Source organism: Enterobacter sp. E14S (assembly GCF_055666685.1).
In genome coordinates, this window is record NZ_JBVODQ010000006.1 from 186970 (window position 1) to 207928 (window position 20959).

The 20959-nt window shown below is 53.0% G+C and carries 19 protein-coding genes, 1 tRNA gene and 2 rRNA genes; 18 read left to right on the forward strand and 4 right to left on the reverse strand.

The window, feature by feature from the left end:
- The first annotated feature begins 23 nt into the window (after positions 1-23).
- From aroQ to ACZ6J2_RS14750, 11 genes are all read left to right on the forward strand, one after another.
- Positions 24-476: a type II 3-dehydroquinate dehydratase gene (gene aroQ, locus ACZ6J2_RS14700; RefSeq protein ID WP_023309405.1), complete on the forward strand. Its 453-nt coding sequence runs from the start codon at positions 24-26 to the stop codon at positions 474-476.
- A 21-nt stretch (positions 477-497) separates the two neighbouring features.
- Positions 498-959, forward strand: a complete 462-nt coding sequence (accB, locus tag ACZ6J2_RS14705; RefSeq protein ID WP_010436174.1) for an acetyl-CoA carboxylase biotin carboxyl carrier protein — start codon at positions 498-500, stop codon at positions 957-959.
- A 10-nt stretch (positions 960-969) separates the two neighbouring features.
- Positions 970-2319: an acetyl-CoA carboxylase biotin carboxylase subunit gene (accC, locus tag ACZ6J2_RS14710; protein ID WP_023333644.1), complete on the forward strand. Its 1350-nt coding sequence runs from the start codon at positions 970-972 to the stop codon at positions 2317-2319.
- A 108-nt stretch (positions 2320-2427) separates the two neighbouring features.
- A complete protein-coding gene (locus ACZ6J2_RS14715; RefSeq protein WP_471726041.1) occupies positions 2428-2670 on the forward strand; it encodes a YhdT family protein in 243 nt (80 codons plus the stop codon).
- Positions 2660-4111, forward strand: coding sequence for a sodium/pantothenate symporter (gene panF / locus ACZ6J2_RS14720; protein WP_033146770.1), 1452 nt, complete (start codon positions 2660-2662; stop codon positions 4109-4111). The genes ACZ6J2_RS14715 and panF overlap by 11 nt, the downstream gene beginning before the upstream one ends.
- Before the next feature lie 11 nt (positions 4112-4122).
- Positions 4123-5004 carry a 50S ribosomal protein L11 methyltransferase gene (prmA, locus tag ACZ6J2_RS14725; RefSeq protein ID WP_039260393.1) on the forward strand — a complete coding sequence of 294 codons (882 nt, stop codon included), beginning with the start codon at positions 4123-4125 and terminating at the stop codon, positions 5002-5004.
- A gap of 128 nt (positions 5005-5132) precedes the next feature.
- Positions 5133-5873, forward strand: coding sequence for a carbonic anhydrase (locus tag ACZ6J2_RS14730; RefSeq protein WP_471726051.1), 741 nt, complete (start codon positions 5133-5135; stop codon positions 5871-5873).
- Between the two features lie 330 nt (positions 5874-6203).
- Entirely contained in the window at positions 6204-7169 is a 966-nt protein-coding gene (gene dusB / locus ACZ6J2_RS14735) for a tRNA dihydrouridine synthase DusB (RefSeq protein WP_471726042.1), read from the forward strand.
- Positions 7170-7192: 23 nt separating this feature from the next.
- Positions 7193-7489: a DNA-binding transcriptional regulator Fis gene (gene fis / locus ACZ6J2_RS14740; RefSeq protein WP_000462905.1), complete on the forward strand. Its 297-nt coding sequence runs from the start codon at positions 7193-7195 to the stop codon at positions 7487-7489.
- Positions 7490-7666: 177 nt separating this feature from the next.
- Positions 7667-7831, forward strand: coding sequence for a DUF2556 family protein (locus ACZ6J2_RS14745; protein WP_008502862.1), 165 nt, complete (start codon positions 7667-7669; stop codon positions 7829-7831).
- Positions 7832-7970: 139 nt separating this feature from the next.
- Positions 7971-10052, forward strand: a complete 2082-nt coding sequence (locus tag ACZ6J2_RS14750) for a putative bifunctional diguanylate cyclase/phosphodiesterase (RefSeq protein ID WP_196350399.1) — start codon at positions 7971-7973, stop codon at positions 10050-10052.
- Here ACZ6J2_RS14750 and envR read toward each other — a convergent pair.
- Positions 9968-10687: an acrEF/envCD operon transcriptional regulator gene (envR, locus tag ACZ6J2_RS14755; RefSeq protein WP_126796043.1), complete on the reverse strand. Its 720-nt coding sequence runs from the start codon at positions 10685-10687 to the stop codon at positions 9968-9970. The two genes, ACZ6J2_RS14750 and envR, sit on opposite strands and share 85 nt — an antisense overlap.
- 387 nt (positions 10688-11074) lie before the next feature.
- Between envR and ACZ6J2_RS14760 the strand changes: the two genes are divergently transcribed.
- The 7 genes from ACZ6J2_RS14760 to ACZ6J2_RS14790 all read left to right on the forward strand — a co-directional run bounded on the left by ACZ6J2_RS14760 (position 11075) and on the right by ACZ6J2_RS14790 (position 20491).
- Positions 11075-12214, forward strand: coding sequence for an efflux RND transporter periplasmic adaptor subunit (locus ACZ6J2_RS14760; RefSeq protein WP_471726043.1), 1140 nt, complete (start codon positions 11075-11077; stop codon positions 12212-12214).
- 11 nt (positions 12215-12225) lie between these two features.
- Positions 12226-15339, forward strand: a complete 3114-nt coding sequence (locus ACZ6J2_RS14765) for an efflux RND transporter permease subunit (protein ID WP_471726044.1) — start codon at positions 12226-12228, stop codon at positions 15337-15339.
- Positions 15340-15642: 303 nt separating this feature from the next.
- Entirely contained in the window at positions 15643-15864 is a 222-nt protein-coding gene (locus tag ACZ6J2_RS14770) for a lipoprotein (RefSeq protein ID WP_008502867.1), read from the forward strand.
- 473 nt (positions 15865-16337) lie between these two features.
- Entirely contained in the window at positions 16338-17363 is a 1026-nt protein-coding gene (locus tag ACZ6J2_RS14775; protein WP_023333654.1) for an amino acid ABC transporter substrate-binding protein, read from the forward strand.
- A gap of 67 nt (positions 17364-17430) precedes the next feature.
- Positions 17431-18612, forward strand: coding sequence for an amino acid ABC transporter permease (locus ACZ6J2_RS14780; RefSeq protein WP_471726045.1), 1182 nt, complete (start codon positions 17431-17433; stop codon positions 18610-18612).
- Between the two features lie 9 nt (positions 18613-18621).
- The gene (locus ACZ6J2_RS14785) at positions 18622-19725 is read left to right on the forward strand and encodes an amino acid ABC transporter permease (RefSeq protein WP_058841654.1); all 1104 of its coding nucleotides are present in this window, start codon (positions 18622-18624) and stop codon (positions 19723-19725) included.
- Between the two features lie 7 nt (positions 19726-19732).
- On the forward strand, positions 19733-20491 hold the full coding sequence (locus tag ACZ6J2_RS14790) for an amino acid ABC transporter ATP-binding protein (protein ID WP_023309440.1): 759 nt from the start codon (positions 19733-19735) through the stop codon (positions 20489-20491).
- 106 nt (positions 20492-20597) lie between these two features.
- Here ACZ6J2_RS14790 and rrf (ACZ6J2_RS14795) read toward each other — a convergent pair.
- The 3 genes from rrf (ACZ6J2_RS14795) to rrf (ACZ6J2_RS14805) all read right to left on the reverse strand — a co-directional run.
- Positions 20598-20713, reverse strand: a 5S ribosomal RNA gene (rrf, locus tag ACZ6J2_RS14795).
- A 43-nt stretch (positions 20714-20756) separates the two neighbouring features.
- A tRNA-Thr gene (locus tag ACZ6J2_RS14800) sits at positions 20757-20832 on the reverse strand.
- A 14-nt stretch (positions 20833-20846) separates the two neighbouring features.
- Positions 20847-20959 (reverse strand): 5S ribosomal RNA (rrf, locus tag ACZ6J2_RS14805); the annotation flags it as partial.

Consider the following 20959-nt stretch of genomic DNA (forward strand, 5'->3'; position numbering starts at 1 on the left):
AAATCGCAGGAGATAGCGGCATTATGACTGATAAGTTCCATATCTTAGTTTTGAACGGACCGAACCTGAACATGCTCGGCACCCGTGAGCCAGAGAAGTATGGCACGCTAACATTGAGTGAAATTGTTAACCGTCTGGGAACGGAAGCAGCGTCACTAAATGTGGATTTGGATCATTTTCAGTCGAATGCGGAGTACGCACTCATCGACCGTATTCATCAGGCTAAAGACAATGTGGACTATATCCTGATCAATCCGGCCGCGTTTACGCACACCAGTGTTGCTATCCGCGACGCACTGCTTGCGGTGAGTATCCCGTTTATCGAGATCCACCTGAGTAATGTGCACGCCCGAGAGCCGTTCCGTCACCATTCGTATCTGTCGGATATCGCTGCTGGCGTTATCTGTGGACTGGGCGCAGACGGCTATTCATACGCTTTACAGACAGCGGTAAAACGCTTGTCACAATCACACTAAACAAGAGTACGGAACCCACTCATGGATATTCGTAAGATTAAAAAACTGATCGAGCTGGTTGAAGAATCAGGCATCTCCGAACTGGAAATTTCTGAAGGCGAAGAGTCTGTACGCATCAGCCGTGCAGCCCCAGCCGCTAGCTTCCCGGTAATGCAGCAAGCTTATGCTGCGCCAGTGCAGCAGCCTGCGCTCTCCGCAGCCGTTGCGCCAGCAGCTGAAGCCGCACCTGCCGCTGCAGCAGAAATCAGTGGTCACATCGTACGTTCCCCAATGGTTGGTACTTTCTACCGCACCCCGAGCCCGGACGCGAAGGCGTTCATCGAAGTGGGTCAGAAAGTCAACGTAGGCGATACCCTGTGCATCGTTGAAGCGATGAAAATGATGAACCAGATCGAAGCAGACAAATCAGGTACTGTGAAAGCGATTCTGGTCGAAAGTGGTCAGCCGGTTGAATTTGACGAGCCGCTGGTCGTCATCGAGTAACGAGGCGTACATGCTGGATAAAATTGTTATCGCCAACCGCGGCGAGATCGCACTGCGTATTCTTCGTGCCTGTAAAGAACTGGGCATCAAGACCGTCGCTGTGCACTCAAGCGCGGATCGCGATTTAAAACACGTATTGCTGGCGGATGAGACGGTCTGTATTGGCCCGGCTCCGTCCGTAAAAAGCTATCTGAACATCCCGGCTATCATCAGCGCCGCTGAAATCACCGGCGCGGTGGCAATTCATCCGGGTTACGGCTTCCTCTCTGAGAACGCCAACTTTGCTGAGCAGGTGGAACGCTCTGGCTTCATCTTCATCGGCCCGAAAGCCGACACCATCCGCCTGATGGGCGACAAAGTGTCTGCAATCACCGCGATGAAAAAAGCCGGTGTTCCAACCGTACCAGGCTCTGACGGCCCTCTGACCGACGACATGGATGCTAACCGTGCTCATGCTAAACGCATTGGCTACCCGGTTATCATCAAGGCGTCCGGCGGCGGCGGCGGTCGCGGTATGCGCGTTGTGCGTAGCGATGCTGAACTGGCGCAGTCCATCTCCATGACCAAAGCAGAAGCGAAAGCCGCTTTCAGCAATGACATGGTGTACATGGAAAAATACCTGGAAAACCCACGCCACATCGAAATTCAGGTGCTGGCTGACGGTCAGGGTAACGCGATCTATCTGGCAGAACGTGACTGCTCCATGCAGCGTCGTCACCAGAAAGTGGTCGAAGAAGCACCAGCACCGGGCATTACCCCGGAACTGCGTCGCTACATCGGCGAGCGTTGCTCCAAAGCGTGTGTCGATATCGGCTATCGCGGTGCAGGTACCTTTGAGTTCCTGTTCGAAAACGGCGAGTTCTATTTCATCGAAATGAACACCCGTATTCAGGTTGAACACCCGGTTACCGAAATGATCACCGGCGTTGACCTGATCAAAGAACAGCTGCGTATCGCTGCAGGCCAGCCGCTGTCCATCAAGCAGGAAGAAGTTGTGGTGAAAGGCCATGCGGTAGAGTGCCGTATCAACGCCGAAGACCCGAACACCTTCCTGCCAAGCCCGGGTAAAATCACGCGTTTCCACGCGCCGGGTGGCTTTGGTGTGCGCTGGGAGTCTCATATCTACGCCGGTTACACCGTACCGCCGTACTATGACTCAATGATCGGCAAGCTTATCTGCTACGGCGAAAACCGTGACGTGGCGATTGCCCGCATGAAAAACGCCCTGCAGGAACTGATCATCGACGGTATCAAAACCAACGTTGATCTGCAGATGCGTATCATGAGCGACGAGCACTTCCAGAATGGTGGAACTAACATCCACTATCTGGAGAAAAAACTCGGTCTGAACGAGAAGTAAGAGACCTGTGTTGCTAAAAGGCCGGATTATCCGGCCTTTTTTATTTCTGGGGCCTGGAAAGCCTCATCATGTACAATCCCCGCTTTCTTCATCCACAAGGGACAAAAAATGGACAAACGTTTTGTTCAGGCCCATAAAGAAGCGCGCTGGGCGCTGTGGCTGACCCTTCTCTATCTCGCAGCATGGATAGTAACTGCTTACTTACCTGACTCCGCTATTGGCATCACCGGCCTGCCGCACTGGTTCGAAATGGCGTGTCTGCTGGTACCGCTGGTCTTCATCCTGCTGTGCTGGGCAATGGTGAAATTCATCTATCGCGATATTCCGCTGGAGGACGATGATGCAGCTTGAAGTCATTCTGCCGCTTATCGCTTACTTGTTAGTGGTGTTTGGTTTATCCGTTTACGCCATGCGTAAAAGAACAACGGGCACCTTCCTGAACGAGTATTTTCTTGGCAGCCGCTCGATGGGTGGCGTCGTGCTGGCCATGACGCTGACCGCGACCTACATCAGCGCCAGTTCGTTTATCGGCGGGCCCGGTGCGGCCTATAAATACGGGTTAGGCTGGGTGCTGCTGGCGATGATCCAGCTTCCAGCCGTCTGGCTCTCGCTGGGCATACTGGGTAAAAAATTTGCCATTCTGGCGCGCCGTTATAATGCCGTGACGCTCAACGATATGCTGTTTGCCCGCTATCAGAGCCGTTTACTGGTGTGGCTGGCCAGCTTAAGCCTGCTGGTGGCCTTTATTGGCGCAATGACGGTGCAGTTTATCGGCGGGGCACGCCTGCTGGAAACGGCTGCGGGTATCCCCTACGAGACAGGCTTGATCATCTTCGGAGTCAGCATTGCGCTGTATACCGCGTTTGGCGGATTTCGCGCCAGCGTGCTGAACGATACGATGCAGGGCATGGTTATGCTTATCGGCACTATTGTCCTGCTGGTCGGCATCGTCCACGCCGCGGGCGGCCTGAGCCATGCGGTTGAAACGCTCGAGGCGATCGATCCAAAACTGGTTTCGCCGCAGGGCGCGGATGACATCCTTTCGCCAACCTTTATGACCTCGTTCTGGGTGTTGGTATGCTTTGGGGTGATTGGCCTGCCGCATACCGCCGTGCGCTGTATCTCTTACAAAGACAGCAAAGCCGTGCACAGAGGTATCATTATCGGCACTATCGTTGTCGCAATCCTGATGTTTGGTATGCACCTGGCGGGCGCGTTAGGTCGGGCAGTTATTCCCGACCTTACCGTACCCGATCTGGTTATCCCAACCCTGATGGTTAAAGTGCTGCCGCCATTTGCCGCCGGGATCTTCCTCGCCGCACCGATGGCCGCCATTATGTCGACAATCAACGCTCAGCTGCTGCAAAGTTCCGCTACGATCATAAAAGATCTCTATCTGAACCTGCGTCCTGAGCAGGCAGAGAATGAACGGCGCCTGAAGCGCATGTCGGCCGTTATTACTTTGGCGTTAGGGGCATTGCTGCTGTTAGCCGCGTGGCGCCCGCCGGAGATGATCATCTGGCTGAACCTGCTGGCATTTGGTGGGCTTGAAGCGGTATTCCTGTGGCCATTGGTGTTAGGGCTCTACTGGGAGCGCGCGAATGCCGCCGGTGCGCTGAGCGCGATGATTGTAGGCGGCGTGCTTTACGCCGTCCTCGCAACGTTTAAGATTCAGTACCTGGGCTTCCATCCGATTGTGCCTTCGTTACTGCTAAGTTTACTGGCGTTTGTGGTGGGGAACCGTTTCGGTCAGCCCGTCCCACAACCCGCTATGATTTCTACTGATAAATAAAGAGTTTTGCCATGCCGTGGATCCAACTAAAACTGAACACAACCGGCGCTAACGCCGAAGAACTGAGCGATGCGCTGATGGAGGCCGGGTCGGTCTCTATCACCTTCCAGGACACGCATGACACGCCGGTCTTTGAGCCGCTGCCGGGCGAAACCCGCCTGTGGGGTGATACCGACGTTATTGGCCTGTTTGATGCCGAAACCGATATGAAAGAGGTTGTCGCGATTCTGGAGAATCATCCTCTGCTGGGCGCGGGTTTCGTGCACAAAATCGAACAGCTTGAAGATAAAGACTGGGAACGCGAGTGGATGGATAACTTCCACCCGATGCAGTTCGGCAAACGTCTGTGGATCTGCCCGAGCTGGCGCGATGTCCCTGATGAAAGCGCAGTCAACGTGATGCTCGACCCGGGTCTGGCGTTTGGTACCGGTACTCACCCAACCACGTCTCTGTGCCTGCAGTGGCTGGATGGGCTGGATCTGGACGGTAAGACAGTGATCGACTTCGGCTGTGGATCCGGGATCCTCGCGATTGCAGCCCTGAAGCTGGGCGCGGCAAAAGCCATCGGGATCGATATCGATCCGCAGGCGATTCAGGCCAGCCGCGATAATGCCGAGCGTAACGGCGTCTCCGATCGTCTGGAGCTGTATCTGCCGGATGCTCAGCCAGAAGCCATGAAAGCCGATGTGGTGGTCGCAAACATTCTGGCGGGCCCACTGCGCGAGCTGGCCCCGTTAATCAGCGTGCTGCCCGTTGAGGGCGGTCTGTTGGGGCTTTCCGGTATCCTGGCGAGCCAGGCCGACAGCGTATGTGAAGCCTACGCCGATCTCTTTGCCCTTGACCCGGTAGTGGAAAAAGAAGAGTGGTGCCGCATCACCGGTCGTAAAAAATAAGCATTTGGCGTGGTCATCTGACCACGCCTCACCCCCTCTGATAATCCTCTCTCCTTCGTTCATTCTTCGGTAAAATAACCCTACAAATCACATTGATTTGTATTACAAAAATTCACCGGAAGAATATGATGAAACACATTACAGGCAAGGCAGCGCTGCTGGCGCTGAGCGTGATCTCGGGTTCAGCATTCGCATCACACTGGAGCTACGAAGGGGAAGGTTCGCCGAAACACTGGAGCGAACTGGACGAGGCATACAAGACCTGTCAAAGCGGAATGAACCAGTCTCCCATTAATATTGATTCGACCGTTAACGCCCATCTCTCTCCGCTACAAACCCACTACGTTGATGGCCCTGTTACACTGACGAACAATGGCCATACCATTCAGGCAGGTGAACAGGCGAACACCCGCGATACCCTTACTCTTGATAAGCAAACCTGGACGTTACAGCAGTTCCATTTCCACGCGCCGAGCGAAAACACCGTACATGGCAAGAGATACGCGATGGAAATGCACCTGGTTCATAAAAATGCCGGTGGAGAACTGACGGTGGTGGCGGTCATGTTTGATAAAGGGGCCGCAAACCCGGAGCTTGAAAAACTGTGGCGCGTTATGCCTCAGCAGGCCGAGCAGAACGTCTCTATCAAACAGGATCTCAACCTGAACAAACTGCTGCCAAAAAATAAAACGTACTGGCGCTTTAGCGGTTCACTGACCACTCCACCGTGTTCAGAAGGCGTTATCTGGATTGTGCTTAAACAGCCCCTGACGGTTTCTGCAGAACAACTTGCCAGATTCACCCAGACAATGCATCACGATAATAACCGTCCGGTACAGTCGCTGCATGGGCGCGTCGTGGTCGAATAACACGCATTTTTCGCATGACGATCATGTTCTAAAATGCGACGCAGATCGCAAAGAACTAGGGAAATCTGCTGCTAAAAACAGCAGATTATCCCGCTTCAGCGATGCATTTATTCAGAAATGATGAGAAGTTACGGGAAATTGTAAGCGTCCATAAAATAACCATTATTATATAACTTAATGATTTAAATAATGAATAATTTTGAACGGAAAGATTGGGCGGCGATTCCTTGATCTACAACAGTGGATTGTTCAAAGTTTGGCCTTTCATCTCGTGCAAAAAATGCGTAATATACGCCGCCTTGCAGTCACAGTATGGTCATTTCTTAACTCATGCGCATCGGACACCACCAGCTTAGAAATCGCCTGATCGCAGCCCCAATGGCAGGTATTACAGACCGGCCGTTCAGGACGCTGTGCTATGAGATGGGAGCCGGTTTAACCGTATCCGAGATGATGTCGTCTAACCCGCAGGTTTGGGAAAGCGATAAATCCCGCCTTCGGATGGTGCACGTTGATGAACCAGGTATTCGCACCGTGCAAATTGCCGGAAGCGTGCCTGAAGAGATGGCAGATGCCGCGCGGATTAACGTGGACAGTGGTGCCCAGATTATTGATATCAATATGGGGTGCCCGGCCAAAAAGGTGAATCGCAAGCTTGCAGGTTCAGCCCTTCTGCAATACCCCGACCAGGTGAAAGCTATCCTGACGGCGGTTGTCAGCGCGGTGGACGTTCCTGTTACGTTGAAGATTCGCACGGGTTGGTCGCCGGAACACCGTAACTGTGTAGAGATTGCCCAACTGGCCGAAGACTGTGGCATTCAGGCCCTGACCATCCATGGACGCACTCGCGCCTGTTTGTTCAACGGTGAAGCTGAATACGACAGCATTCGGGCAGTTAAGCAGAAAGTTTCCATTCCGATTATCGCGAATGGCGACATAACTGACCCGCTTAAAGCCAGAGCTGTACTCGACTATACGGGAGCTGATGCTCTGATGATAGGACGTGCCGCTCAGGGAAGACCCTGGATCTTCCGGGAAATCCAGCATTATCTGGACACTGGGGAGCTGCTTGCCCCGCTGCCTCTGGCAGAGGTTAAGCGCTTGCTTTGTTCGCATGTTCGGGAACTGCATGACCACTACGGTCAGGCAAAAGGGTACCGAATTGCGCGTAAACACGTCTCCTGGTATCTCCAGGAGCACGCTCCAGATGACCAGTTTCGGCGCACATTCAACGCCATAGAGGATGCCAGCGTACAGCTGGAGGCGTTGGAGGCATACTTCGAAAATCTTGCGTAATGAAATAAAGAGCTGACAGAACTATGTTCGAACAACGCGTAAATTCTGACGTACTGACCGTTTCTACCGTTAACTCTCAGGACCAGGTAACTCAAAAGCCCCTGCGTGACTCGGTTAAACAGGCACTGAAGAACTATTTTGCTCAACTGAATGGTCAGGATGTTAATGATCTGTATGAGCTGGTACTGGCTGAAGTTGAACAGCCACTGTTGGACATGGTGATGCAATACACCCGCGGTAACCAAACCCGCGCTGCGCTGATGATGGGTATCAACCGTGGTACTCTGCGTAAGAAACTGAAAAAATACGGCATGAACTGATACTAATCAGTTAAATGCTTGTTTAAAAAGGCGCTCTTCGGCATGGGGAAGCGCCTTTTTTATTACCTGCGCTTCTCCGTCAACGCATTGTAAACCTTCGCCTCTCCTGCTTTTCAACCCCAATTTTTCGTGTATATTTCCCCCACCTTACTGGCGCTCTTCCCGCGGAATGACACAATGATTCGTAAATACTGGTGGCTGGTTGTCTTTGCAATCTCCGTTCTCATTTTCGATGCACTCCTGATGCAGTGGATTGAACTGATGAGCACCGAAACCGATAAGTGTCGCAATATGAACTCCGTCAATCCGCTGAAACTCGTGAACTGCTCAGAGCTCGACTAACCGCCCGATTGCGCAAATCACCCCGTTATTACCCACTAAAAACGGGGATTTAAATCCCTTTGAGCCATTACCTGACGGTGATAATGTCTCGCCCTTCTCAACCGCTCTAGCGTAACCCCACACTCGAGTAGAACCGTCCATGCTGGTCAGCCAATACAACCCTATCCTTGTCGTCCTCTCCTTTGTTGTTGCCATTCTTGCTGCGTATACCGCGCTGAACATGGCTGCACGCGTCGCCGGGAGTGAAGGTGTCGCTGCCCGCGTCTGGCTGGCTGGCGGCGGTATTGCTATGGGGATTGGCGTGTGGGCCATGCATTTTATCGGCATGCTGGCGATGGACCTCTCCATGAGCATGAGCTACAACGCCACCCTGACGGTGTTATCCATGGTCATCGCCGTAGGTTCGTCGCTGTTTGCGCTATGGCTCGTGAGCTGCGAGCAATTACGCCTGCGCCGACTGCTGCCCGGCGCGCTAGTGATGGGAAGCGGTATTGTTGCTATGCATTACACCGGCATGGCGGCGCTGGAAGTGATGCCCGGGATTATCTGGGACAAGATGTGGGTGGCCATTTCGGTCGTGATTGCGCTTGCCGCTTCGCTCGCGGCATTATGGCTGACCTTCCGCCTGCGTCGCGAAGCCGCTCAGGTCGTGCTGATGCGCATGGGTGCCGCCATCACGATGGGAATTGCCATTGCCGGCATGCACTATGCCGGGATGAAAGCGGCGCAGTTTCCGATGTCCACAATGGTTCACCATGAGGGTATCAACGGGAGCTGGCTTGCGGTGCTGGTCAGCGTCGTCGCGCTCTCTATTCTTGGGATCACCCTGCTGGTGTCGATGCTGGATGCCCGCCTTCAGGCACGCACCGCCCTTCTGGCCTCGTCGCTGGCAGAAGCTAACCGGGAACTCGCTCAACTGGCGCTACACGATACCCTGACGCGCCTGCCTAACCGTATCCTGCTGGAAGATAGACTCGATCAGGCCATCAGCAAAGCCGATCGTGAAGGGAACCACTTTGCCCTGATGTTCATGGATCTTGACGGCTTTAAAGCCATCAATGATGCCTACGGCCATGATGTCGGTGACAGGCTGCTGGTCGCCGTTACGCAGCGTCTGCTGCTTCTCCTGAAAGGCCAGTTCACCCTTGCACGCATCGGCGGTGATGAATTTGTTCTGCTGGCAGAGGGAGAAGGTCCGGACGACGCGGCATCGCTGGCAAATTCGCTGGTGCGCGCGATCGATAGCCCGTTCAATCTCAGCCCCTATGAACTGGTAGTGACCCTCAGCATTGGTATCGCGCTGTACCCTCACGACGGCAAAACCGAGCGTGAGCTGATGTTTAACGCCGACGCGGCGATGTATCACACGAAGCATATGGGCCGTAACGGTTACCACTTTTTCCAGCCCTCCATGAACACCCTGGCGCAAACCCATCTCCAGTTAATGAACGATCTGTGGATGGCAATCGATCGCAATGAGCTGCGCCTGCTGTATCAGCCAAAATTTCACGCCCCGGCGGGCCCGGTCCTCGGATTCGAGGCGTTATTGCGCTGGCAGCATCCTAAGCAGGGGCTACTGACGCCTGACCTTTTTCTGCCGCTGGCGGAAAAAACGGGGCTAATCGTCCCCATTGGCAACTGGGTGATTAATGAAGCCTGTCGTCAGCTGCGGGAATGGCATCTCCAGGGGCATCAAAGCTGGTCAATGGCTGTAAACCTGTCGACACTGCAGTTTGAACAACCTTCGCTGGTTAAAACGGTTCTCGACTGCCTGGCACTTCACCAGGTGCCACCGGAAATGCTGATCCTCGAAGTGACGGAAACCACGGCGATGAGCAACCCGGATGAGAGCGTACGCGTGCTGACAGAGCTGACGGATGCAGGCGTGAAAGCCTCCATTGATGATTTTGGCACCGGATATTCGAGCCTGCTGTACCTCAAGCGCTTACCGGCCTGCGAATTGAAAATCGACAGGGCGTTTGTGAAAGAGCTCAGCGGCGAGAGCGAGGATGCCACTATTGTCTCAGCAATTGTGGCTCTCGCTAAAACACTTAACCTGAAAGTCGTGGCTGAAGGTGTGGAAACCGAAGCGCAGCAAGCCTTTTTAACCGAGCTTGGCTGTAACACCCTTCAGGGTTATCTGTTAGGTAAACCCGTCAGCGCGCAGACCATAGAGGCACTTTGTGCCCGAGGGGAAATGTTACCTGGCGCTGAACAGTAAGCACCCTCATCTGGCGACACGCGAATAACCGGGAGTGTCGCCAGTATGCTATCGACCAGAGCGGGAGCCTGCTGATAAAGATTAAAACTGTCGTTATTCATTAACCAGTTTTTAATTATTCCGCTAAAAAAACCGTGAAATACAATCAAGGTGAGATCAACATTCACCTGTGGCGAAATGATGTTTCGCGAAATACAGGTCTCCAGCGTGGCGCGTAGCGTGTCATCGTTGAATCCGATACGCTTTCTGATTTCGCGCTCTGAAATCATATCACTGCTAAATTCACACTTATGATACAGAATTTGTAAAAGCGCACATTGCCGGGGTTCATGGGCAATATACTGCAGCGCGGTAATAAATTGCTCACGAAGTTTTAACAATGGATCGTCACTATCGGAAAGGGAAAGCCTGTCGTGAATAATGTCGCGAAGCGGTAATTGGTGTTCCCAGATGGCATTAAATATTTCAGATTTACTGGTGAAGTGCCAGTAGATCGCGCCGCGCGTCACCTTAGCGGCATCAGCGATATCCGTCAGCGTCGTGCTGGCTACGCCACGCGTGGCAAACTGTCCGATAGCCGCCTCAATCAGCTGCTGCCGGGTTTGTTGAGCCTCTTCTTTCTTTTTACGCGCCATAGGCAACTACTCGTTACTCACAAGGTTTAAAGGTCATATTGCGTTCATGCAAATGTAAGTATTCACTAAAATCCGTTTTAATTTTGCACAAAAAAAGTCACCCCTCTTGATTTATAATTAATACAAATACATCCAATCAATTAAATTGACGAAATGAATAATTATAAAATATTAAACTCATTTACCTGATTAACATGCCTGAACTATATCCCAGAATGAAGCCGGTCTGATTCTGATTTTCTTCTATAAGCATGGTCATTCGCACTTATAAATTAAAAAACATTAAATACCCTCATTATTATACGCAGCTACATTTTATTTTTATCCCTCTGCCCCTGCTACCGATTCGCGGCATATATCGGTTAATGGGTATTTAAAGGAACAGTAATGACGAATCATTTCAGACTCTTGCCTTTATCCGGTTTCATTGTCTGCACGGTACTGCTCACTGGATGCGATGGTCAGGAAAATCAACAACAGCATCTGCAGGCGCCTCAGGTCAGCGTGCATATTGTGAAAAGCGCGCCTCTGGCCGTCACCACTGAACTCCCGGGCAGAACAGATGCATTTCGCGTTGCGGAGGTTCGTCCTCAGGTTAGCGGCATTATCCTTCGCCGTAACTTCGCGGAGGGTAGCGATGTAAAAGCGGGCGAGTCACTCTACCAGATCGATCCTGCGACCTATCAGGCAGCCTATGACAGCGCGAAAGGCGAACTGGCGAAGGCTCAGGCGGCGGCCAATATTGCACACCTGACGGTGAAACGTTATCTCCCGCTGGTAGGCACCCAGTATGTCAGTAAGCAGGAGTATGACCAGGCCGTAGCGACGGCTCAGCAGGCAGATGCCAGCGTGGTTGCCGCAAAAGCGGGCGTTGAAAGCGCACGTATCAACCTTGCCTACACCAAAGTGACCTCTCCGGTTGATGGTCGTATCGGGAAATCCAGCGTGACCGAAGGGGCGCTGGTGACGAACGGACAAGCCGCAGCGCTGGCAACGGTCCAGCAGCTCGATCCGATTTATGTCGATGTCACCCAGTCCAGCAATGATTTTATGCGCCTGAAACAGACGAGCCTGCAAAAAGGCGATACCGCCAGCAGCGTTGAACTGCTGATGGAGAACGGGCATCCCTATCCGCTGAAAGGCACATTGCAGTTCTCTGACGTCACGGTCGATGAAAGTACCGGCTCGATCACTCTGCGCGCCATTTTCCGGAACCCTCAGCATCTGTTGTTACCCGGCATGTTCGTTCGCGCCCGCATTGATGAAGGCACCCAGCCGGATGCGATTCTGGTTCCTCAGCAAGGCGTGACCCGTACACCGCGAGGCGATGCAACCGTCCTGGTGGTGAACGATAAAAATCAGGTTGAGCCGCGAACCGTCGTGGCCCCTCAGGCAATTGGCGATCGCTGGCTGGTGACGGAAGGGCTGAAAAACGGTGATCGCGTGATTGTCAGCGGGCTACAGAAAGTCAGACCGGGGGCAACCGTCGTCGCCATGCCGGATACCACCACGACCCCAGCCGGTTAAGGGACGACGACATGGCTAATTTCTTTATTCAGAGACCAGTTTTCGCCTGGGTACTTGCCATCATTTTGATGATTGCAGGCGGGCTGGCCATTCTCAAACTTCCCGTCGCACAGTATCCGACCATTGCCCCTCCCGCTGTGGCGATATCCGCGACCTACCCGGGAGCCGATGCTCAAACGGTGCAGGATACCGTGACCCAGGTTATCGAACAGAACATGAACGGTATCGATAAGCTGATGTATATGTCCTCCACCAGCGATTCAGCGGGTAACGTCACCATCACCCTGACCTTCGAGTCAGGGACCGATCCGGACATCGCCCAGGTGCAGGTGCAGAACAAGCTGCAGCTCGCCATGCCGCTACTGCCGCAAGAGGTACAGCAGCAAGGGATTGGCGTGGAGAAATCCAGCAGTAGCTTCCTGCTGGTCGCCGGCTTTGTTTCAGACAACAAAAATCTCACGCAGAACGACATCTCTGACTATGTCGCGTCGAACGTCAAAGATGCCATCAGCCGAACGTCTGGCGTCGGTGACGTTCAGCTGTTTGGCGCGCAGTATGCGATGCGCATCTGGCTCGACAGCAACGCGATGAACAAATACCAGCTGACGCCGCAGGATATTATCAACCAGCTGAAAACGCAGAACGACCAGATAGCGGCAGGCCAGCTGGGCGGAACGCCGTCCATTCCCGGGCAGCAGCTGAATGCCTCGATCATCGCGCAAACCCGCCTGAAATCTCCAGAGGAGTTTGGCCGCGTGACGCTGAAGGTGAACCAGGACGGTTCGATGGTTCATCTGAAGGACGTGGCACGTATTGAGCTGGGTGGCGAAAACTACAACATGGTCACTAAAATCAACGGGCAGGCGGCAACCGGCCTGGGGATTAAGCTGGCAACCGGGGCAAATGCGCTGGACACCGCGGCAGCCATTAAGAGCAAGCTGGCGCAACTGCAGCAGTTCTTCCCGCAGGGGCTGAAAGTGGTTTATCCCTATGACACCACGCCTTTTGTGAAGATCTCCATTCACGAAGTGGTGAAGACCCTGTTTGAAGCAATCATTCTTGTCTTCCTGGTCATGTACCTGTTCCTGCAAAACCTGCGCGCGACGCTCATCCCAACTATCGCGGTGCCGGTCGTTCTGCTGGGTACCTTCGCGGTTCTGGCGGCATTCGGTTTCTCCATCAATACCCTGACGATGTTCGGCATGGTGCTGGCGATAGGTCTGCTGGTCGATGACGCTATCGTGGTCGTTGAGAACGTTGAACGCGTCATGGTCGAGGACAAACTGCCGCCGAAAGAGGCCACGCAGAAGTCGATGGAGCAGATCCAGGGTGCACTGGTGGGGATCGCCATGGTGCTCTCGGCGGTCTTTATTCCGATGGCCTTTTTTGGCGGCTCGACGGGGGCGATCTATCGTCAGTTCTCGCTGACTATCGTTTCCGCGATGGCGTTGTCCGTACTGGTTGCGCTAATCCTGACGCCCGCACTCTGCGCAACGTTGCTTAAGCCCGTATCCGGCGACCATCATGAGAAAAAAGGTGGCTTCTTCGGCTGGTTTAATGCGCTCTTCGATAAAAGCGTGGAGCACTACAGCAACAGCGTGAGCGGTATTTTGCGTAAGACAGGGCGCTATCTGGCGGTGTACGTCATTATTGTCGGTGGGATGGCGGTGCTCTTCCTGCGCTTGCCCACTTCCTTCCTGCCCGAAGAGGATCAGGGGGTGTTTATGACGATGGTTCAACTCCCGGCGGGTGCAACCCAGACGCGTACTCAGCAGGTCCTCGATCAGGTTCAGGACTACTATCTGAACAACGAAAAGGCGAACGTGGAATCCGTCTTTACCGTAAATGGCTTTAGCTTTAGCGGCCAGGGTCAGAACGCCGGTATTGCCTTCGTCAGCCTGAAGCCCTGGGAGGAGCGCCCGGGGGCGGAAAACGGCGTTGAAGCCATTGTGGGTCGCGCGACAAAAGCCTTCAGTCAAATTACAGATGGCCTCGTGTTCCCGTTTAACCTGCCTGCAATTATCGAACTGGGTACCGCCACGGGCTTCGACTTTGAATTGATCGATCAGGCTAACCTGGGGCATACCCAGCTGACGCAGGCGCGTAACCAACTGCTCAGCATGGTGAAAGAGCACCCTGACCTGCTGGTTCGCGTGCGTCCTAACGGTCTTGAAGATACGCCTCAGTTCAAGCTGGATGTCGATCAGGAGAAAGCGCAGGCGCTGGGCGTCAGTCTTTCTGACGTCAACCAGACGATTTCGACGGCCTTAGGTGGCAGCTATGTGAACGACTTTATCGATCATGGGCGCGTGAAAAAGGTCTACGTCCAGGCCGACGCAAAATTCCGTATGTTGCCGGGAGATATTAATAACCTTTACGTGCGCAGCGCGAATGGGGAAATGGTCCCGTTCTCCGCCTTTAGCAACGCTCACTGGGTCTATGGTTCACCTCGTCTGGAACGCTATAACGGGATGCCCTCTATGGAGATCCTGGGTGAATCCGCTCCGGGTAAAAGTACCGGCGAGGCCATGGCTATGATGGAAAGCCTCGCGACAAAACTGCCTTCCGGTATCGGCTATGACTGGACGGGGATGTCTTATCAGGAGCGCCTCTCGGGTAACCAGGCGCCAGCACTGTACGCCATTTCACTGATCGTGGTGTTCCTGTGCCTGGCTGCGCTGTATGAAAGCTGGTCCATTCCGTTCTCCGTCATGCTGGTTGTGCCGCTGGGGGTCATTGGGGCTCTTCTCGCAGCGTTGCTGCGCGGGTTAAACAACGACGTCTATTTCCAGGTCGGCCTGCTGACGACGATTGGTTTATCGGCGAAAAACGCCATTCTGATCGTCGAATTTGCTAAAGACCTGATGGATAAAGAAGGCAAAGGCATTATTGAGGCCACGCTGGAAGCCTCCAGGATGCGCCTTCGACCGATCCTGATGACGTCCCTGGCCTTTATTCTTGGCGTCATGCCGCTGGTAATCAGCACCGGGGCCGGGAGCGGCGCGCAAAACGCCGTCGGTACGGGCGTTATGGGGGGAATGCTTTCCGCAACGCTTCTGGCGATTTTCTTCGTGCCCGTCTTCTTTGTGGTTGTTCGGCGACGGTTTACTCACCATAAAGATTAATGTTTCCCTGAAAAGGCACCTCTGGTGCCTTTTTATTTTTAACATAAACAACGAATTAGGTTTTACAGGAAGGCAGTATTAAGAATATGATGATTTGCATTAAGCAAAAACAGTCTCTTGTAACTTCATAATTTCTCCATTAATTCCTCCTGAAACCGACTTTTCTCCACGATTTTTACAAACTACATAATTTGAGATTATTCCTCGTGTAACGAGGACTTACCCCGGTGGTAAAATAACCTCCAGTTCGTTAATAGCCCTCCTGGCTTTATAGCGGATGAGAAATAATACTGAGGTAACATCATGAAAAGATTCATTTCCGTTGCACTTCTCGCTGCGCTGCTTGCTGGTTGCGCGCACGACTCTCCATGTGTACCGGTTTACGACGACCAGGGCCGACTGGTTCATACCAATACCTGTATGAAAGGCACCACTCAGGATAACTGGGAGACTGCGGGTGCTATCGCCGGCGGTGCCGCCGCAGTAGCGGGTTTAACACTGGGTATTGTTGCCCTCACGAAGTAACATCTGTTGAGAAAGCGCGGCTCTGGCCGCGCTTTTGCTTTTAATGAGTGCAGTATTTTCAAATAAGTAAAAAATTAGCCCCGTATTTATTCACGCAATTAATCTAAGCCTGAAGTCAGTCACAACTTTTTCGCATATTCATTCAAATTACTTATTCTATCGTGATGATTTTCACACATTAAGATTATTGAATACCCTGCCAATATTCACGCTGAAAACTATCTCTTCTTTTTCCTTGCCCGACTCGCAACTTTTGCTCCGATTTGTGGCACAGGTTGTAATTTCGCACCGTTTCGGGGCGCTCGTTTTATTTAAGCCTGTCTACACTCAGCATTAAGCGTTCACTCGTCTCTTATTTTGTCGAACGCAAAACTGGCATTACGTTTGCTTTATAAACGTTGGCCAAAGCCACAGACAGGTAAAGCGTTTAAAAACGCCTCTATAACGATAAATTTCGCCACACAGGATGCATTATGAAAAAGACGATGATAGCCAGCCTGGCCGCTGCAGGCATGTTGTTTGCCGTAGCCGGTCAAGCCCATGCGGGAACGACACTGGATGCCGTTAAAAAGAAAGGTTTTGTTCAATGTGGTATCAGTGACGGTTTGCCTGGCTTCTCTTATGCCGATGCGAACGGCAAATTTACCGGTATTGATGTGGATGTCTGCCGTGGCGTTGCAGCCGCCGTTTTTGGCGATGACAGCAAAGTAAAATATACCCCGCTGACGGCGAAAGAACGCTTTACGGCGCTGCAGTCCGGCGAGGTCGACATGCTCTCCCGTAATACCACCTGGACTTCCTCCCGTGATGCCGGCATGGGGATGTCATTTACGGGCGTGACCTATTATGACGGCATCGGCTTCCTGACCCACAATAAAGCGGGCCTGAAAAGCGCTAAGGAACTGGATGGCGCCACCGTTTGTATCCAGGCGGGCACCGATACCGAGCTGAACGTCGCGGATTATTTCAAAGCAAACAACATGAAATACACCCCGGTGACATTCGACCGCTCGGATGAATCGGCCAAAGCGCTGGAATCCGGCCGTTGCGACACGCTGGCCTCTGACCAGTCACAGCTGTATGCCTTACGCATTAAGCTGAGCAACCCGGCAGAGTGGATTGTCCTGCCTGAAGTCATCTCCAAAGAGCCTCTCGGCCCCGTTGTTCGTCGTGGCGATGAAGACTGGTTCTCCATCGTTCGCTGGACGCTGTTTGCCATGCTGAACGCAGAAGAGATGGGCATCAACTCTAAAAACGTTGATGAGAAAGCCGCTAAGCCATCCAACCCTGATATGGCGCACCTGCTCGGTAAAGAAGGTGATTTCGGCAAGGATCTGAAGCTGGATAACAAGTGGGCTTACAACATCATCAAACAGGTGGGCAACTACTCTGAGATCTTTGAACGCAACGTGGGATCGGAGAGCCCGCTGAAGATCAAACGCGGCCAGAACAATCTCTGGAACAACGGCGGTATTCAGTACGCACCACCAGTACGTTAAGTCATAGCTGTAACGGGCACTGCTCCGGCAGTGCCCACTCCAGAGTCATGGTTACTGAGGTTTCTTTATGTCCCATCGCCGCTCAGCCGTAAAAGGATCGCTATCCTTTTCTCATCCCGCGGTCCGCGCCTGGCTATTCCAGATTATTGCTATTGTTGCGGTTGTTCTCATCGCCGTGTATCTCATCCATAACACCATCACCAACCTGAATAACCGCGGCATTACCTCCGGTTTCGCGTTTTTAGATCGCAGCGCGGGGTTTGGCATTGTTCAGCACCTTATTGATTACCAGGAAGGTGACACGTACGGACGCGTATTCGTGGTCGGTTTACTGAATACGCTGTTGGTATCGGCGCTTTGTATCGTCTTCGCGTCGATACTGGGCTTCTTTATTGGCCTGGCGCGTCTTTCTGAAAACTGGCTCCTGCGGAAACTGTCGACTGTTTATATTGAGACGTTCCGCAATATCCCCCCGCTCCTGCAGATCTTCTTCTGGTATTTCGCCGTACTACGTAACCTTCCCGGCCCCCGCCAGGCCGTCGACGCGTTTGAGCTGTTTTTCCTCAGTAACCGTGGGTTGTCCATTCCTTCTCCTCAGCCGGGTGAAGGGCTGTACGCTTTTATCGGCGCGATTGTGATAGCGCTTGCGCTCTCTGCGGGGGTATTCTGTTTTAACCGCAAGCATCAGATCAAAACCGGTCAGCTTCGTAGAACCTGGCCCACGGCAATTGTCCTGATCGTTAGCCTGCCGCTAATTGCACACTGGCTGTTTGGGGCCGCTTTGCACTGGGATGTTCCACATCTGCGGGGCTTTAACTTTCAGGGCGGAATGGTATTAATTCCCGAGCTGGCAGCCCTGACGCTGGCGCTGTCGATTTATACGTCCGCGTTTATAGCAGAGATTATCCGTGCAGGGATCCAGGCCGTTCCTTATGGGCAGCACGAGGCGGCGCGCTCGCTGGGATTACCCCATACCGTGACGCTTCGCCAGGTCATTATTCCGCAGGCTTTACGGGTCATCATTCCACCCCTGACCAGCCAGTATCTCAATATTGTCAAAAACTCGTCGCTGGCCGCTGCGATTGGTTATCCGGATATGGTGTCACTCTTCGCCGGAACCGTGCTTAACCAGACCGGACAAGCCATTGAAACCATCGCCATCACGATGTCTGTCTATCTGATCATCAGCCTGGTGATTTCACTGCTGATGAACCTTTATAACCGCCGTATAGCACTGGTCGAGCGCTAAGGATCTATGATGACAAAAGCGATACTGTCGCACTCCTCGCGCCCTGCCAACTCGACAGGTGGACGTTTCATTCTCTGGGCGCGTAAGAATCTGTTCTCCAGCTGGAGCAACAGCCTGCTGACGATTGTCTGCCTGTGGCTCATGTGGGAATTGATTCCTCCCCTGCTGAACTGGGCGTTTTTACAGGCCAACTGGGTCGGTTCAACCCGAGCTGACTGCACTAAAGCCGGCGCCTGCTGGGTGTTTATTCATGAACGTTTCGGTCAGTTCATGTATGGATTGTATCCCCATGAACAGCGCTGGCGGATAAATCTGGCGCTGGTTATCGGCCTGCTCTCTGTCGCGGCTATGTTCTGGAAAAAGCTGCCTCATCGTGGACGCTATATTGCTGCCTGGGCCGTAGTTTATCCGATTATTGTCTGGGTACTGTTGTATGGCGGTTTCCTGGGACTGGAACGCGTTGAAACACGCCAGTGGGGCGGGCTGACGCTGACGCTGATTATCGCTTCAGTGGGGATAGCCGGTGCTTTACCGTGGGGGATTTTACTGGCCCTGGGACGGCGTTCAAAAATGCCGATCGTCCGCGTGCTCTCCGTTATCTTCATTGAGTTCTGGCGCGGCGTACCGCTTATCACCGTGTTGTTTATGTCGTCGGTCATGCTGCCGCTGTTTATGGCAGAGGGAACAACCATCGACAAGCTGATCCGTGCCCTGGTGGGGGTGATTCTCTTCCAGTCCGCCTATGTCGCTGAAGTTGTACGTGGTGGTCTGCAAGCGTTGCCTAAAGGCCAGTACGAGGCGGCGGAATCACTGGCTCTCGGTTACTGGAAAACGCAGGGACTGGTCATTCTCCCACAAGCACTCAAGCTGGTCATTCCGGGTCTGGTCAACACGATCATTGCCCTCTTCAAGGATACCAGCCTGGTGATCATTATCGGATTGTTCGATCTCTTTAGCAGCGTGCAACAGGCAACCGTTGACCCTGTCTGGCTGGGCATGTCCACCGAAGGATATGTCTTTGCTGCCCTGATCTACTGGATCTTTTGTTTTAGCATGTCGCGCTACAGCCAGCATCTGGAAAAGCGCTTTAACACCGGGCGTACACCGCACTGAGGAAATTATGAGCCAAATAACTATGACACCCGCCGACGCGATGATTACGCTGGAAAATGTGAATAAATGGTACGGACAATTTCATGTCCTGAGGGACATTAATCTTAAGGTAAAGCAGGGAGAACGCATTGTCCTTTGCGGCCCTTCGGGCTCCGGGAAATCCACAACCATTCGCTGTATTAATCATCTTGAAGAACATCAGCAAGGACGCATTGTGGTTGATGGTATCGAGCTGAATGAAGATATCCGCAATATCGAACGCGTACGTCAGGAAGTAGGAATGGTATTTCAACACTTTAATCTGTTTCCGCACCTGACCGTTCTGCAGAACTGTACGCTTGCGCCGATTTGGGTACGAAAGATGCCGAAAAAGGAAGCGGAGGCGTTGGCAATGCACTACCTGGAACGCGTACGTATCGCGGAGCATGCCAATAAATTCCCTGGCCAGATATCGGGTGGCCAACAGCAGCGTGTGGCTATCGCCCGTTCGCTGTGTATGAAGCCGAAAATTATGCTGTTTGATGAACCGACATCTGCCCTCGATCCGGAAATGGTGAAAGAGGTTCTGGACACCATGATTGGGCTGGCACAATCCGGCATGACCATGCTTTGTGTTACACATGAGATGGGGTTTGCGCGAACCGTGGCCGACCGGGTGATCTTTATGGACCGCGGTGAGATTGTCGAACAGGCGCCGCCGGATGAGTTCTTTGCCCATCCGAAGTCAGAACGTACGCGGGCATTCCTGTCACAGGTGATTCATTAGTTGTTTGCTCTGCCGGGTGGAGGCTTCGCCTTACCCGGCCTACCGTTTTTTCGGCGCATAAACGCAAAAAGGCCATCCTTTCGGATGGCCTTTTCACTTATTTGATGTCTGGCAGTTCCCTACTCTCACATGGGGAGACCCCACACTACCATCGGCGCTACGGCGTTTCACTTCTGAGTTCGGCATGGGGTCAGGTGGGACCACCGCGCTAAAGCCGCCAGACAAATTCTTTTACTTCTTGCCGAACTTTAACCTAAGTATAAAGTGGTGCTGATACCCAGAGTCGAACTGGGGACCTCACCCTTACCAAGGGTGCGCTCTACCAACTGAGCCATATCAGCACGCTAAATTTGATGCCTGGCAGTTCCCTACTCTCACATGGGGAGACCCCACACTACCATCGGCGCTACGGCGTTTCACTTCTGAGTTCGGCATGGGGTCAGGTGGGACCACCGCGCTAAAGCCGCC

What these genes read in the sequence shown, in the direction of transcription:
- ACZ6J2_RS14785 (WP_058841654.1), top strand. Translation starts at nt 18,622, where the DNA reads ATGACAAAAGCGATACTGTCGCACTCCTCGCGCCCTGCCAACTCGACA.
- ACZ6J2_RS14780 (WP_471726045.1), top strand. Translation starts at nt 17,431, where the DNA reads ATGTCCCATCGCCGCTCAGCCGTAAAAGGATCGCTATCCTTTTCTCAT.
- ACZ6J2_RS14770 (WP_008502867.1), top strand. Translation starts at nt 15,643, where the DNA reads ATGAAAAGATTCATTTCCGTTGCACTTCTCGCTGCGCTGCTTGCTGGT.
- ACZ6J2_RS14730 (WP_471726051.1), top strand. Translation starts at nt 5,133, where the DNA reads ATGAAACACATTACAGGCAAGGCAGCGCTGCTGGCGCTGAGCGTGATC.
- ACZ6J2_RS14715 (WP_471726041.1), top strand. Translation starts at nt 2,428, where the DNA reads ATGGACAAACGTTTTGTTCAGGCCCATAAAGAAGCGCGCTGGGCGCTG.
- envR (WP_126796043.1), bottom strand. Translation starts at nt 10,687, where the DNA reads ATGGCGCGTAAAAAGAAAGAAGAGGCTCAACAAACCCGGCAGCAGCTG.
- panF (WP_033146770.1), top strand. Translation starts at nt 2,660, where the DNA reads ATGCAGCTTGAAGTCATTCTGCCGCTTATCGCTTACTTGTTAGTGGTG.
- ACZ6J2_RS14750 (WP_196350399.1), top strand. Translation starts at nt 7,971, where the DNA reads ATGCTGGTCAGCCAATACAACCCTATCCTTGTCGTCCTCTCCTTTGTT.
- prmA (WP_039260393.1), top strand. Translation starts at nt 4,123, where the DNA reads ATGCCGTGGATCCAACTAAAACTGAACACAACCGGCGCTAACGCCGAA.
- ACZ6J2_RS14765 (WP_471726044.1), top strand. Translation starts at nt 12,226, where the DNA reads ATGGCTAATTTCTTTATTCAGAGACCAGTTTTCGCCTGGGTACTTGCC.
- ACZ6J2_RS14745 (WP_008502862.1), top strand. Translation starts at nt 7,667, where the DNA reads ATGATTCGTAAATACTGGTGGCTGGTTGTCTTTGCAATCTCCGTTCTC.
- ACZ6J2_RS14760 (WP_471726043.1), top strand. Translation starts at nt 11,075, where the DNA reads ATGACGAATCATTTCAGACTCTTGCCTTTATCCGGTTTCATTGTCTGC.
- aroQ (WP_023309405.1), top strand. Translation starts at nt 24, where the DNA reads ATGACTGATAAGTTCCATATCTTAGTTTTGAACGGACCGAACCTGAAC.
- accB (WP_010436174.1), top strand. Translation starts at nt 498, where the DNA reads ATGGATATTCGTAAGATTAAAAAACTGATCGAGCTGGTTGAAGAATCA.
- ACZ6J2_RS14775 (WP_023333654.1), top strand. Translation starts at nt 16,338, where the DNA reads ATGAAAAAGACGATGATAGCCAGCCTGGCCGCTGCAGGCATGTTGTTT.
- fis (WP_000462905.1), top strand. Translation starts at nt 7,193, where the DNA reads ATGTTCGAACAACGCGTAAATTCTGACGTACTGACCGTTTCTACCGTT.
- accC (WP_023333644.1), top strand. Translation starts at nt 970, where the DNA reads ATGCTGGATAAAATTGTTATCGCCAACCGCGGCGAGATCGCACTGCGT.
- ACZ6J2_RS14790 (WP_023309440.1), top strand. Translation starts at nt 19,733, where the DNA reads ATGAGCCAAATAACTATGACACCCGCCGACGCGATGATTACGCTGGAA.
- dusB (WP_471726042.1), top strand. Translation starts at nt 6,204, where the DNA reads ATGCGCATCGGACACCACCAGCTTAGAAATCGCCTGATCGCAGCCCCA.